A 12,995-nucleotide genomic window follows, 5' to 3' on the forward strand; every position below is an offset into this window, starting at 1 on the left:
GCGCCGGCCCCGCCGGGAGCTGGACTCATCTACGGCGGGGCCGGGGCTGGATTCAGCGGGACGGGTAGGTGCGGTGTTCGTGCTCGATCTCGACCGGGCCCGGGGTGTAGCCGTGGTATCTCGCCAGGAGCCGGGCGGCGGCGCGGTAGCTCGACGCGTGGCCGACTAGGGCGCCGTGGTCGTTCTCGACGCGGTAGCGGCCGGCGTCGCGCAGCACGGTCCCGCCCTTGTCGGTGTCGCCGAGTACGACCAGGGCCTTGCCCGGGGCGACGACATCGACCCCGATCACCCCACTGCAGCGCCGCGGCGGGTTCTTCGGCTCTGCTACCGGTGCGGGCTGAGGGATCGGCCGCAGGTGCTCCCAGCGCGACACCATGTCCCGCGTCGCCCGCGGCACCAGGACCGAGCGGGCCGGTCCTTCGTGGCCAGCGTGGTGGACGTGGTGGCTGCCGCCCAGTTTCAGGTGTCCGGTGTCGAGGAGTTGGACCACGGTGTCCCCGTCGTGGCGGGCAATCGCGTCGGCGCAGCCCGGCCGGGCGGAATCGGCCCGTAGGACGCGTCCAGTTCGTTCGATCACGAAGAACCCGGGGTCCTGCGCGGCCGTGATGATGCGGGCGACCTCACGCGGGTCCTGGGTCGCGGCCGGGCCGTGGTCGTCGGTCTCGACGGTGATCGGGTCGCCGAACAGCGCGCCCTGCACGGTGTCCGCGCGGCCGGTCATGCCGACCACCACCAGGTGGCGCGGGCCTCCCAGGACCACTCCCGGCCGAGCTGACGGATCACGTACCACTCGGTGACCACTGCGCCGCCGACGATGACCCAGAACCACCCCGAGGCCGACCCGAGGTAGAGCCAGGTCCCGCCGACGATCAGTGCGAGCAGCAGGGTGCACTTGGCCCAGGTCCGCAGGACCCACGCGGTGGTCGTGCCCATCAGGCCGCCCCCCGATCGGTGTCGTCGCCGTCGGTGTCGGTGTCGTCGTGTAGGTCGATCACGTCCGCGTCCGGCGGCGGCGTGCATCGCTGGACCAGCTCGGCGATGTCGTCGTCGGAGACGAACGCCGCCCGGAACCGGACCGGGAGTCGGGAGCCCTTATCGATCACGAATCCGATCCCGGCATGGCGGGCGTCGCCGGGGATCTCGTCGGCCAGTGCTCCGCGTTCGCGGGCACCTTCGCCGAGGACCATGTCGACGTGGCTCGCGGCGGTGACGCCGAGGCAGATCCGCTGGGTGAACAGCTCCCGGACGTCGAGGACCTCCTTGGACGGTTCCTGCAGGTAGCCCTGCACGGTGAACAGCGACGCCCGCCCTTGGGTCATGACTTCGGCGAGCAGTCGCAGCGCGTCGCGGACTGACGTGCGGTCGCCGTAGGCGGTGAGCATCGCCATCTCGTCGATGACCAACAGCTCCACCGGCGTGTCCTGCGACGGGGCACACTTGCGGATGTTGTGGTCGCGCATGTCGTCCTGGCGGTCGCGCATGCTGTCGCGGAACTCGGTCAGCAGCTCGAGCGCGGCGGGCATCGACGTGGCGTAGCGGTGGAACAGCGGTGCGCCCTGCTCGGTCTCGACACCGCCCTTGAGGTCGACCATCCAGACCCGCACGAGGCCGTCGCGGATGCAGGGCCCGACCCCGCGCAGCGTCGACCACAGCACCGAGCCCTTACCCGCCCCGGAGGCGCCGGCCACGAGCCGGTGCCCGCCGATGACCGGTGCGGTGAACGGCTCGCCGCGCTCGTTGTCGCCGATCTCGACCGCGCCCAGGTCCACGTCCTCGACCGTCTCCGGGATGTCGGGGGCCGGGATGGTGCGGGTGAACGGCAGCTCCCACTCGATCACCACCGCGACCACGCCGGGGCGGTGGCGGGTGATCGCGACCCGGTGCGCGATCAGCGCCTCCCACAACACCGACGAGCGCTCTTGCCAGTAGGCGACGTCCTGGCCGCGCACGAGGCGGACGTAGACGGTGTCGATCGACGGCGAGGACGAGCGGACCCGCAGCACCCGGGGCACGAGTGCCTCGCCGGTGTGGCGGTGCTCGCGGGTCAGCCCGGTGTCGGCCATGAGCTGTGTCCAGCGGCGGCCGCGGTAGACCGTCCAGCGCCGCCACGTCGAGCGCAGTGCCGGGGCGGCGAACCGGTCGAAGCTGGCCGGGTGCACGCGGCCCCAGACGAGCACGGCCAGCGCCATGCCGCCGAGGAGCGCGCCGGCCACCAGCGGCCCGAGCATCAGCGCCAGCCCGAGCACGATGAGCGGGACGGCGACGAACCCGGGATGGCGTGCCAGCCAGGCGGCGGCCTGGACCTCGCGTCCCGGGGGACGGGTGGCGCGTCCCGCGTGGTGACGGGCCGGGCCGTTCATACGCGTTGCAGTGCTACTACGGTTGGTCATTGTTACCGGTCCTCACGAGATGTGTGTCGGGTAGCAGGGGTGCCCGCCGGTGTGTTTCCGCCAAGAATCGTCGTCGGCGGGCACCCCACCACCCAGGTGGTCATTTCTGTTCGCGCAGCACGCCACGGGATGCGTCCAGGTGGACGGTCAGCACGGCGATGTCGCGGGCGAGGTTGTCGTGGGTGTTCTTGAACCCACCGGTCCGATACGGAATCCCATGCAGCGACCGTTTGAGTTCACGCATGGCGGCGTCGATGTCCTCCACCACCCGATCCACAGCCTTCGACATCGCCTATTTCCTCCATTCGCGGGAGACGAGTTCGGCCTCCCACTTCTTCGCCGATGCCGACATCACCTGCAGGGAGCGGTGCGCCTTCTTCGCCGCCGCACTCATCTCCTCCCCCGACACCCGCGACCAGGCATGCCGAGCCGTGACGCCGGCCTTCGCGCTCGCGCCCTTCGCGGACTTGCGTTCCCCGCGGCGCTCGGCGTCCCGGGCTCGTGCGGCGAGCTTGTCGGCTTCGGCCAGGGCGTCCCCGACGAGCTGCAGGGCCCGCCAGAACTCGCCGTACTTGCGCAGCGCCCGCCGATTCACCCTGGGCAGGGTCTTGATGCGGTCCCGGGCACCCACGCTGATCACCGGGTCACACGCCCTTGCGGATGGCCTGCTGCGCCAGCCGCAGTCCTTCGGCGACCCCGGCTCGCCACGCCTGCTCGGTCGGCACCACCGGTGCCTCGGTGCGTGCCCAGCGGCGGCGTTCGATCTCCAACCGCCGCACCAACCGCCCCACCCCCGCCGTCGCCCGGGGCTTGCCATTCATCGTCGTGCTCATGTCGCCGCCTCTTCTCCGGTCACCGAACCGGACCGATCCCGGTCGCCGATATCGCCTTCTCCGAAACAGTTCGGGCAGACACCCGAACCGCCACACGCACCACACTCGATGCCGCTGATCGAGTCGCCGTAGCCATCACACATGTCGCACGCACGACTCCCACCGCACTCGCCACACGCCATCCGGAATCCACTCCTGATCACAAACACAGGTGTCCCCATCTTGGAATTGCACACATTTACTGAGAACCGCCGGAACCCGGTCCGGCCAGAAAGAAGGGTGTCGGCCGGGGTCAGGCCGCCGGGCCGGCGTCGACGCGGACCCCGCTGATGCTGTTCTGCTGCTCGGTCAGCTCACGCTCGGCCCCGGCCAGCACCTCACGCAGACGGGACAGCTCCGGCCGATCGAGGAACAACGCCACCGACCCACCCGAGCCGGACACCTCCACCGTCACCCGATCCTCGGCCGGGTAGCGCCGCACCAGGAACGCGGTCGTCCCGACCACGTGCACGTTGACCGTCACCGTCGACGACGGCAGCCACTCCGGGCGGCCCATCACTGCTCGCCACCCTCGTGGTCCTTACCGCGCCGCGCCGGCATCGGCGCAGGGTGAGCGTGCTTGAGCCCCGCCGCCTTGAACGCGATCCCCGACACCGTCCGCCCATCCGGCGACTCGATCGAGTACGGGTTGATCTTCGGGTCGATCAGCTGCACCCGCACGTCCTCCGGGAACCCCTCCCCCGGGTCCGCGGTCAGGGTCACCTTGATCTCCTCACCCTTCGGCGCCCGCTGACCCGCCACCACCTGCAACTTCGCGAACAGCGACACCACGAACTGCATCACCCCATCCCGATCGGTCACCGGCACCTCCGCACCGTTGCCGTCCTGGCGGGTCTTGGGTGCGGGCGGCTCCACCACCGTGAGCTTGTAGCCGTCGAGCACCACCGGAAGATCCCTCATCGTCATCCCCTCTGATCGCCTGGCCAGCTTGGCTAGCCAGATCAGAATGAGGTCACATGGCTAGCCATGTCAAGCCCATCGGGCGAAGATGGCTAGCCGGGCTAGTCAGCAAGCGGTTACCGTTGGGGCATGAGCACGCCCGCCGACTTCCTCGCGCGCCTGGACCCGGACGATCCGCGGACCCCGTCGCAGCAGATCGCCAACCAGATCCGTGCCGCGATCAAGCTGGGCAAGCTCAGCGCGGGGGAGAAGCTGCCCTCGCAACCGGACCTGGCAGAGCGCTACGGCGTGGCCCGCGAGACGGTCAAGGCCGCGTTGCGCCCGCTCTACGCGGAGCGGCTGCTGATCAGCCGGCAGGGCAGCGGGGTGTTCGTCCGTGCCCAGACCGAGCTGCCGGTGGGGCTGCGCCCGCACATCGAGGCCGCGTTCGAGCGTCCGCATGTACGGATCGACTTCGCCGGGTTCTCCGGCGAGACCCTCGCGAACACCCTGTCCGAGGTCCTGGACAAGGTCCGCGCCGGGCGCCTCACGCCGGAGTCCATCGCGATCCGGGTCATGCTGTCCGACCCCGGGGTCCCTCTCGCGCTGCCCTGCCGCGCCGACACCGCCGCCGACGACCCCGCCGTCCGCAGACGCGCCGACCGGATCACCCGCCGGGCCGTGGACAGCATCACCGACAACGTCGGCGAGCTAGCCGATCTCGGCCTGGTCACCTCAGTCGCTGCGGAGGTGCGCGCGCACAGCGCATCCCCGCTGTTCAAGCTCTACCTGCTCAACGACGACGAGGCGTTCTTCGGCTTCTACCCCGTCCTCGAACACACCGTCACCATCGACAAGGCCCCGGTGCCGATCTTCGACCCGATGGGCAAGGACGCCACCCTGTTCCACTTCTCCACCGGAGACGACGCCGACACCAGCAACGGCCCGCAGTACGTCGCCCAAGCCCGTACCTGGTTCGACTCCGTCTGGAACTCGATCACCCGGGAGTACCCGCAGTGACCTTCCCGGCCGGTACCCGCACCCAGCTCGCCGAGCTGCTCCACGGCGCCCGCGTGATCCTGCTCGACTTCGACGGACCCGTGGCACACCTGTTCGCCCGTCACCCGGCGCCCGACGTCGCCGCCGCGGTCCGCCAGTTCGCCACCGTCGGAGGCATCGACCTCACCGAGGTCCGCACCGACGACCCGCTCGTCCTGCTCCGCGCCGCCTACCGGCACTCGCCCGAAGCCGGCCGCGACGTCGAAGCCCACGTGATCGCCCACGAGACCCGGGCCGCCGCCGTCGCCGAACCGACCCCCGGTGCCCACGAGCTCATCCGCGTGGCCGCGACGACCGGCCGCCGGGTCCTGATCGTCAGCAACAACTCTGAACGAGCCATCCGCACCTACCTCGCACGCCACGACCTGACCGACCACGTCGAGCAGATCATCGGCCGGCCCTTCGGCAACCCCGAGCAGATGAAGCCCGAGCCGCACCTGGTGCACGCCGCACTCGACATCGCCCGGACCGCGCCCTCCGACGCCGTGTTCGTCGGGGACTCGATCACCGACGTCCTTGCCGGGGCTACCGCGGGGGTGCCGTGTATCGGCTACGCCAAGAAACCCGAGCGCGCCGAAGGACTCGCCGACGCAGACGCCCTGGTCGTCGTCGACGACATGCACACCATCGCCACAGCACTCCGCCCGTGACATCGCTCCGACCTGCCGTCGCCGACGCCGCACGTACCCGATGGCCCGACCGTGCCGGCGCCTGGATCGACGCGCTGCCCCGCGAGCTGGCCCAGGTCTGCGACTCGCTCGGCGTGACGCCCACCGGGCAGACGTTCCCGGCCAGATCCGCCCACGTCCTCGACGCAGCCACCCCGACCGGCACACGGCTCATCCTCCGATCGAGCCCCGACCCCGCCGCCGTCCACCAGGCCGCCGTACTCGAACAGCTCGCGCGGCTCGATCTCGCACCCGCCGTCCACCTCGTGCGGCGCACCGAGACCAGTACGTGGACCGCGATGGACGCCGTCAGCCCCGGACAGTCGCTCGCCGAGCGAGAGCCGCGACCGTCGGACCTCTCCGCAATCGCCGCAATGCTGCGCACCCTGTCCGGCGAGAACGGACCGTCGTCCGCGCCGAGCATCGTCCCGTGGCTACGGGCCCGACTCACCCATCCGCCGGCCGACGACCAGCCACCCCACCGCGGCCCGGAACCCGACGCCGTACGCCATGCTGCGATCGAGGTCCTCGACCAGCTCGCCGCCGACGCAGTGACAGGGCTCTGCCACGCCGACCTCTCACCACCCAACGTCCTGCACGGCACCTCCCGGCTGTGGTTCATCGACCCACGCGGGATGAACAGCGAAGCCGCCTACGACATCGCCGTACTCGCCCTCAAACTCAGCAACGACCACCTCGACACCGCCCGCGCACTGGCACGAAGCATCGCCATGACCAGTGCAGTCGACCTAGAACGAGCGAGCGCATGGGTCACAGTGGCCGACGCAGCCACCGTCTGACCGCAGCGGCAGGGCGCGCTGTGTCTAGATTCTCTTCTCGGTAGTCAAGGCGGCGCCTGCGGCGCCGCGTGGCGCTGTGTCGATGCAGTCGCAAGCACCGCGCGGGGCGTGCGGCCTCCGGCCGGTCCCCGCGCAGTGCGCGACTGCCAGTATCGTTCGCGCCCAATTCACTCTCGTACACTCGGAGGCTGGCTTGAGCGCGGGAATCAATGAGTCTGAAAGTGAGTGGTTGAGCGTCGCTCGCTACCAGCTGACGATGGCTCGGGAACAGGCTCAGACCCCTCCGCCCCTGAGCTCCCTGAGCATCAACCTGATGCAAGATGCAGTGGAATCGATGCTCGCCCTCGCCGCGGAGCACCTGCATGCGCCAGTCAAGAATAATCCCGATTTTCTTGCCATCTTCGACGCTGTCACGGCGAAGCTCGACGCGAACTCCGAAGTCTTGGGACATCGCTCGGCAATGGCCGCACTCAATAAGGCACGGATCAACTTCAAGCATCACGGAAACTCACCCGCCGATACCACCATCCAGCGGCATCTGATTCGTGCGGAAGAATTCGCGACCAGCCTCGTCATGGAAGTGTTCGGCGTGACCCTGGAGGACATCAGCCTGCTGCTGTTCGTGCGATGCGCCAAGGCTCGCGACTACCTCTCGGAGGCGGATCGGCAGTGGCCTGCCAATCCAGAGGAGGCGACTGAAGCACTGAGGTTGGCCTACGATGAACTGGTATCAGACTTCGAGAAGCGCAAAGCTTGGCGCCCGGGAAAGACGCTGTTCAGCACAAAGCCGAGCTTCATGCCGAGCAAGTCAGACATCAAGAAGTCGGGCAAGGTCATCGAGAAGCTGTACGAGTGGGTTACGAACGTAGACGAGTATGTTCGAAGCCTTGCCCTAGGTGTAGACATGCGACAGTTTGCCTACTTCGACGCACATATGCCGACGATTTCCCGAGCCCTGGGCGGGAATCACATTGTGAACCATCGATCGGGCGTGGAAGTGACCGACGAGATTTTCCGAAGGTGTTTCAAATTCGTCGTGGATACAGCTTTGGCGTTCGGCGCCGACGACTTTGACTTCGACCACTGGTCGGCGCGGGAGTCTCTTCGCGAAGCCCAGGTCACGGCAACAACGAGCCAAGAATGAGCCCTCGCCGGGCGGGCAGGTCTCCGGGATGGCCGGGGTGTGGCATCCCATCGACCTCCCGAGGGGCTACCACACGGTGCCCCAGGGGCGGAGCTGGGCGCGGTCGGCCGGCGGTTGCGTCGAGGGGCCGCCCCTGGGGCACCGCGCGGTCGGGCGTTGCCAGGTCGACGGGATGCCACACACAGAGCGCGGCGGGCTGGTCAGCTAGAAGGCCCGATCAGCTCGCAGCGGTCGCGCAGCAGGCCTCGGCGTCTCCGGTGACGGCGCCTGGTTGCCCGCACTCGCAATGTCCGGCTGCCTGGGGCGACACTCCGACGGGATGGATCGAGGTGGCCTCGGGGGCATCGGCCTTGACGGTGTAGATCTCCCACGGCTCGGCGCCGGGACCGTGGACCCACACCTTGTCCTGCAGGGCGTAGCAGCAGGTCGTGTCGTCCTCGGTCTGGGTGAACAGGCCGAGAGCTGAGAGGCGTTCGGTGGCCTGGTCGACCTCCTCTGTGGTCTCGACCTCAACTCCGAGATGGTCCATGACAGTGGGCTGATCGGCCTCGCCCTCGATCAGGACGAGCTTGATCGAGGGCTCGGTGACGGCGAAGTTCGCGTAGCCAGGGCGACGCTTGGCGGGCTCGACGCCGAACAGGGATCGGTAGAAGGCGATCGAGCCTTCGAGGTCGGCGACGCGCAGCGCGAGCTGGACTCGTGGCATGACCACTCCTTGTTTCGATGACGGTCGATCCAGAGCTTGCGCCGCTACTTAGATGCCTGTCAAGCTAGACGCATGTCGAAGCAGGATCGAATAGTCGTGGACCTGACCGAGGCGGTCGCGTGCTGCTCACCGCTGGTCGCCGAGCCGCTGTCGGCCGAGCAGTCGGTCGACCTGGCCCGGGTGTTCAAGGCGCTGGGAGATCCGGTACGGCTGCGCCTGCTGTCGCTGATCGCCTCGCACGCCGGCGGTGAGGCGTGTGTATGCGACCTGACCGACGTATTCGACCTAACCGGCGCGACGATCTCCCATCACCTGAAGGTCCTACGGGAAGCGGGATTGATCTCGGGCGAGCGGCGGGGCACCTGGGTCTACTACCGCGTCCGTCCGGACCTGCTCGGTCGCCTCTCGGCCGTTCTGGTCCCCGGCCGTGCTCCGGAGGGCGCGGCGGTGGCGCAGTGAGCAGCCGCCCCGACGTCGGGACCGACTCGGAGACGGCGCCGGTTGCCGCCCGCTTGTCCACGCTGGACCGACTGCTACCGGTGTGGATCCTGGTCGCGATGGCGGCCGGACTGCTGGCCGGGCGTCTGATCCCCGAGCTGGGGCCCGCACTGGACGCGGTGTCGGTGTCGGGGGTGTCGTTGCCGATCGCCGTCGGGTTGCTGATCATGATGTACCCGGTGCTGGCGAAGGTCCGCTACGACCGCGTTGACGCCGTGATGGGGGACCGGCGGCTGATCGTCGCCTCGCTGGTGCTGAACTGGGTAGTCGGCCCTGCTCTGATGTTCGCGCTCGCGTGGCTGCTGCTGCCGGACCTACCCGAGTACCGGACAGGTCTGATCATCGTCGGGCTCGCCCGCTGCATCGCGATGGTCATCATCTGGAACGACTTGGCCTGCGGAGACCGGGACGCCGCCGCAGTGCTGGTGGCGCTGAACTCGGTCTTCCAAGTGATCGCGTTCGCCGCGCTGGGCTGGTTCTACCTCGACCTGCTGCCCGGATGGTTGGGGCTGCCAACCGCCGACCTCGACGTGTCGCCGTGGCAGATCGCCGGGTCAGTGCTGGTGTTCCTCGGCGTCCCGCTGGTGGCGGGCTATCTGTCCCGGCACGTAGGTGAACGAACCCGCGGACGCGACTGGTACGAGTCACGGTTCCTGCCCCGCATCGGCCCGCTCGCTCTCTACGGGCTGCTGTTCACCATCGTCATCCTGTTCGCACTCCAGGGGCAGGCGATCACCTCCCAGCCGCTCGACGTGGCCCGGATCGCGGTTCCGCTGCTGGCCTATTTCACACTGATGTGGGGTGGGTCCTTCGCGGTCGGGAAGGCGATCGGACTCGGCTACGCCCGGGCCACCACGCTCGCGTTCACCGCAGCGGGCAACAACTTCGAGCTGGCCATCGCGGTCGCCATCGCCACGTTCGGTGTCACTTCCGGGCAGGCACTCGCCGGAGTGGTCGGCCCGCTGATCGAGGTCCCGGTGCTGGTCGCTCTCGTCTATGTCTCTCTAGCCGTCCGCCGGCGCTGGAAGGAACCCGCATGACCGGCACACCGGAAGTCCTGTTCGTTTGCGTGCACAATGCGGGCCGCTCTCAGATGGCCGCCGCGCTACTCGACCACCACGCCCGAGGCACGGTCACCGTCCGCTCCGCCGGGTCCGCCCCCGCCGACACGATCAACCCAGCCGTGCGCGAGGTGATGGCCGAGATCGGGCTCGACCTCGACCAAGCGCGCCCGAAGGTGCTGACCACCGACGCCGTCCAGGCATCCGACGTCGTGATCACCATGGGTTGCGGGGACGCCTGCCCCATCTTTCCCGGCAAGCGCTACCTGGACTGGCAGCTCGATGACCCCGCCGGACGTTCCCCTGAGGAGATTCGGCCCATCCGCGACGAGATCGACCGCCGGGTCCAAGATCTGCTCGCTGAGATCATCCCCGCCGAGCGCGCAGGGAGCTGATGCCGGGCCGATGCAAATCCAGCTACGGGCCGGATCCGCGGCGTGACGATCAGTGCCGCCAGACCTTGACTGCGGACACCAGAAGGATCAATGCGAGAGCTGGAATGAGCACCAGGTCCGGGATCACGCCGAGCAGCAATGCCCCGATCAGAGTGCCGGCGATCGAGCCCGCCGTCATCACCAGAACGAACCTGCCGTTGGCCCGCAGCACGCCGAAAGACTGATCGCGACTGTAACGAGCGAACGCGACGAGCATCGTCGGTAGCGAGATGGCCAGCGACAGGCTGCCCGCGAGCCTGATGTCGACGCCGTACAGCAGCACGATCGTGGGGATGAGCAGCTCGCCCCCGGCGACGCCCATGATGGAGGCCACCACCCCGATCCCGAAGCCCGCTACGAGGCCGGCGACGACCCGGACCGGTCCGGACAGGACCAGAGCAGTCGGCGCGCCGTCGAGGTGGGTGAACACGAGGGCGGCAGCCATGAGGACCAGAAGAGCGGCCAGGACCTTGTACAGCGTGGCCGTTCGCATCCTGGTCGCCCACGAGGCTCCGACCCACGCACCTACGAGGCTGCCCAACAGCAGGTTGACCGCCACCGGCCAGAGAGGAGCCAGCGCGGCGTACGGAACGGCGATGAGGCGGGCAGGCAGGGCCGTGACCACCACCGCGAGACTCATCGCCTTGTTCACGATCACCGCATGGAGCGCGACGAAGCCGAAGATGCCGATCAGCAGCGGCAGACGGAACTCCGCGCCACCCAGTCCGATCATGCCGCCCAGCAGACCGACCGCAGCACCGGCGCCGAACGCGGCAGGCAGCGAGTTGCGAAGTCGACCGGCGAGACCTGCGCTGGAGGCACGAGAGTCGTCCGACACCCCGGGAACGTAGCCCCCCGCCGCGCGACGCGAAAGATCACGACCTCGCCAGGCGAGGAGGTCTCCGAATGGCACCGGCCGCTCAAGGGCCGATCACGGCGGAGCAGATCCGGAGCGGACCGATCGACACATGGCAGCACAGCCGCTTACGCCGCGACACGAAAGCCCAGTTCAGAGCACATGGGCCGCCACCGGACGGCACGGCGCGATCGCAGTAAGCCGCTTTCGGGACGAAGAGGTCGCAGGTTCAAATCCTGTCACCCCGACCACACAAAGGCCCTGGTCAGAGACTCGTACGAGAGTCTGACCAGGGGCCTTAGTGGTGTCGGAGACCGACTGCTTGTCTATCGCCGTTCGTCCGGGAACAGGCCGCCCATGACGGTCGCTCCGCTGTCGATCGCCGGGCGGAGCTGCTTCCGGCCCTGCTCCAGCCACTCGGTGCCCGCCCGTGAGCGGTGTCGGGCGTCACGGCCCCGCTGTCCACGCGGTACCTCTACGCAGCGGGCTGGCAAGGCGATCGTGCGCCGTGACGTGCGGGGCCTGGTGTCACTGGTCGAGGACGTCGAGCAGTGCCACCGTGCCCCCCGGGCCGTTCCATGTTCGGATAGTGCGCAGCTCCGGCGCCCAGGAGCAGTGGCAGGCCGCCTGGATCACCTTCGCCGTCGCCTGCGCCGCGGTCACCGCGTACGTCGCGTTCTCCGTTCCGTCCGCTCCACGGCCGGAAGGCGGCGCGGACCGCGCTGCTCCCCCGGGCCGCTCCTGCCCCACGGGGCGGCCACCTGATGGCGGCCGCCGCACCGATGGGAGCGGCCAGCGCGGCTGTGGATACTCGGACGCGACGTGCTCGTCACCGTCGGGGGGATGGACGAGACGACATCGACGACCGCCTGGATCCTCCTCGGTGCCGCGGGGGTCCTCGGTGCGGCAGCCGGCGACCTCGGGCGACGCTTCGGGTTCGGCAGGACGTGGCTCGCGGCGATGCTCGCGATGGGCGCAGCGACCGCACTGCTGGCCACGTTTCCCGACCTCGATCTCGTCGCATGGTTCACCGCCGCTGCCTTCGGTGCGGTGTACGTGACCCACTCGGGGCCGTTGCTGATCTGGGGAATCCAGGTGTACCCGTCCACCCCCGCCGCCGGCGTCGGGCTCGCCCTCCTCGTCCTGTCCCTCGGCCAGGCGTCGCCGGCGCCGTCGTCCGACCGGTTCGCCGGGACCGTCCGGAAGATCGTGGGTGAGCGTCGGTCGTCCCCACGTTCGCGTCCTCACCCGGTGCTCGGCCACGGATCCACGACGAGGCTCGGCCGCTCCCGCTGCCAACGTCGGGCCTTCGCCTCGTACACCTCGCGGGGCGCGAGCCGCGGGTCCGGCCGCACCCGCTTCCCCAAGAGATCGTCGTAGCCGTGGGGCGCATAGTCCAGGAGACGACCATCGGACGCACGTGACGGCCCGTAGCAGCATGTCGTCGAGGCGAAGTGATCGATGGCGTCCGTCGAGCTCCGGAACCGTACGCCCGGTACGCCGAAGTGCTCCTCGAACCAGAGAGGGACGCGTGCCTCGATGCGCACCTCGACCATTGCGTCGAGGTCGGCGAACAGCTGCGCGGCCCGCCGGATCAGTCGTCCTCG

At 69.0% G+C, this 12,995-nt stretch carries 19 protein-coding genes; 7 read left to right on the plus strand and 12 right to left on the minus strand.

All coding sequences use genetic code 11. From position 1 onward, the window contains the following. Positions 1-52: 52 nt before the first annotated feature. From ACVJO7_RS14300 to ACVJO7_RS14335, 8 genes are all read right to left on the minus strand, one after another. On the minus strand, positions 53-721 hold the full coding sequence (locus ACVJO7_RS14300; RefSeq protein WP_491673272.1) for a hypothetical protein: 669 nt from the start codon (positions 719-721) through the stop codon (positions 53-55). Next, positions 718-933 carry a hypothetical protein gene (locus ACVJO7_RS14305; protein ID WP_491673273.1) on the minus strand — a complete coding sequence of 72 codons (216 nt, stop codon included), beginning with the start codon at positions 931-933 and terminating at the stop codon, positions 718-720. Before ACVJO7_RS14305 ends, ACVJO7_RS14300 begins: the two co-directional genes overlap by 4 nt. Further along, entirely contained in the window at positions 933-2,360 is a 1,428-nt protein-coding gene (locus ACVJO7_RS14310) for an FtsK/SpoIIIE domain-containing protein (RefSeq protein WP_491673274.1), read from the minus strand. Before ACVJO7_RS14310 ends, ACVJO7_RS14305 begins: the two co-directional genes overlap by 1 nt. A 130-nt stretch (positions 2,361-2,490) precedes the next feature. Beyond that, positions 2,491-2,679: a hypothetical protein gene (locus tag ACVJO7_RS14315; RefSeq protein WP_491673275.1), complete on the minus strand. Its 189-nt coding sequence runs from the start codon at positions 2,677-2,679 to the stop codon at positions 2,491-2,493. Positions 2,680-2,682: 3 nt separating this feature from the next. Further along, positions 2,683-3,030, minus strand: a complete 348-nt coding sequence (locus ACVJO7_RS14320) for a hypothetical protein (RefSeq protein ID WP_491673276.1) — start codon at positions 3,028-3,030, stop codon at positions 2,683-2,685. Positions 3,031-3,034: 4 nt separating this feature from the next. Further along, positions 3,035-3,223 (minus strand): hypothetical protein, encoded by a 189-nt coding sequence (locus tag ACVJO7_RS14325; RefSeq protein ID WP_491673277.1) that lies wholly within the window; start codon positions 3,221-3,223, stop codon positions 3,035-3,037. Positions 3,224-3,515: 292 nt separating this feature from the next. Further along, a complete protein-coding gene (locus tag ACVJO7_RS14330; protein ID WP_491673278.1) occupies positions 3,516-3,779 on the minus strand; it encodes a hypothetical protein in 264 nt (87 codons plus the stop codon). Continuing rightward, positions 3,779-4,168, minus strand: a complete 390-nt coding sequence (locus ACVJO7_RS14335) for a hypothetical protein (protein WP_491673279.1) — start codon at positions 4,166-4,168, stop codon at positions 3,779-3,781. Before ACVJO7_RS14335 ends, ACVJO7_RS14330 begins: the two co-directional genes overlap by 1 nt. A 144-nt stretch (positions 4,169-4,312) precedes the next feature. Between ACVJO7_RS14335 and ACVJO7_RS14340 the strand changes: the two genes are divergently transcribed. The 4 genes from ACVJO7_RS14340 to ACVJO7_RS14355 all read left to right on the plus strand — a co-directional run bounded on the left by ACVJO7_RS14340 (position 4,313) and on the right by ACVJO7_RS14355 (position 7,833). Then, positions 4,313-5,182 carry a winged helix-turn-helix domain-containing protein gene (locus ACVJO7_RS14340; RefSeq protein WP_491673280.1) on the plus strand — a complete coding sequence of 290 codons (870 nt, stop codon included), beginning with the start codon at positions 4,313-4,315 and terminating at the stop codon, positions 5,180-5,182. After that, positions 5,179-5,871, plus strand: coding sequence for an HAD family hydrolase (locus ACVJO7_RS14345; RefSeq protein WP_491673281.1), 693 nt, complete (start codon positions 5,179-5,181; stop codon positions 5,869-5,871). The genes ACVJO7_RS14340 and ACVJO7_RS14345 overlap by 4 nt, the downstream gene beginning before the upstream one ends. 113 nt (positions 5,872-5,984) lie before the next feature. Then, on the plus strand, positions 5,985-6,689 hold the full coding sequence (locus ACVJO7_RS14350) for a phosphotransferase (RefSeq protein WP_491673282.1): 705 nt from the start codon (positions 5,985-5,987) through the stop codon (positions 6,687-6,689). 193 nt (positions 6,690-6,882) lie between these two features. After that, on the plus strand, positions 6,883-7,833 hold the full coding sequence (locus tag ACVJO7_RS14355; RefSeq protein WP_491673283.1) for a hypothetical protein: 951 nt from the start codon (positions 6,883-6,885) through the stop codon (positions 7,831-7,833). A gap of 217 nt (positions 7,834-8,050) precedes the next feature. Here ACVJO7_RS14355 and ACVJO7_RS14360 read toward each other — a convergent pair whose 3' ends face one another. Continuing rightward, positions 8,051-8,539: an ArsI/CadI family heavy metal resistance metalloenzyme gene (locus ACVJO7_RS14360; RefSeq protein WP_491673284.1), complete on the minus strand. Its 489-nt coding sequence runs from the start codon at positions 8,537-8,539 to the stop codon at positions 8,051-8,053. A 72-nt stretch (positions 8,540-8,611) separates the two neighbouring features. Here ACVJO7_RS14360 and ACVJO7_RS14365 point away from each other — a divergent pair, with 72 nt between their 5' ends. Genes ACVJO7_RS14365 through ACVJO7_RS14375 form a run of 3 tightly spaced genes read left to right on the plus strand, consistent with a single transcriptional unit; the run spans position 8,612 to position 10,493 of the window. Further along, positions 8,612-8,998 carry an ArsR/SmtB family transcription factor gene (locus tag ACVJO7_RS14365; protein ID WP_491673285.1) on the plus strand — a complete coding sequence of 129 codons (387 nt, stop codon included), beginning with the start codon at positions 8,612-8,614 and terminating at the stop codon, positions 8,996-8,998. Then, positions 8,995-10,077 carry an ACR3 family arsenite efflux transporter gene (gene arsB / locus ACVJO7_RS14370; protein WP_491673286.1) on the plus strand — a complete coding sequence of 361 codons (1,083 nt, stop codon included), beginning with the start codon at positions 8,995-8,997 and terminating at the stop codon, positions 10,075-10,077. The genes ACVJO7_RS14365 and arsB overlap by 4 nt, the downstream gene beginning before the upstream one ends. Beyond that, positions 10,074-10,493, plus strand: a complete 420-nt coding sequence (locus ACVJO7_RS14375; RefSeq protein WP_491673287.1) for an arsenate reductase ArsC — start codon at positions 10,074-10,076, stop codon at positions 10,491-10,493. Before arsB ends, ACVJO7_RS14375 begins: the two co-directional genes overlap by 4 nt. A gap of 49 nt (positions 10,494-10,542) precedes the next feature. Here ACVJO7_RS14375 and ACVJO7_RS14380 read toward each other — a convergent pair whose 3' ends face one another. From ACVJO7_RS14380 to ACVJO7_RS14390, 3 genes are all read right to left on the minus strand, one after another. Continuing rightward, complete coding sequence (locus ACVJO7_RS14380; protein ID WP_491673288.1) at positions 10,543-11,370, minus strand: TSUP family transporter; 828 nt, start codon at positions 11,368-11,370, stop codon at positions 10,543-10,545. A 546-nt stretch (positions 11,371-11,916) separates the two neighbouring features. Next, on the minus strand, positions 11,917-12,051 hold the full coding sequence (locus tag ACVJO7_RS14385; protein ID WP_491673289.1) for a hypothetical protein: 135 nt from the start codon (positions 12,049-12,051) through the stop codon (positions 11,917-11,919). A gap of 581 nt (positions 12,052-12,632) precedes the next feature. Then, positions 12,633-12,944: a nucleotidyltransferase family protein gene (locus ACVJO7_RS14390; protein ID WP_491673290.1), complete on the minus strand. Its 312-nt coding sequence runs from the start codon at positions 12,942-12,944 to the stop codon at positions 12,633-12,635. Positions 12,945-12,995 lie beyond the last annotated feature (51 nt).

The sequence above is a fragment of the Pseudonocardia sp. DxW genome, assembly GCF_058448985.1.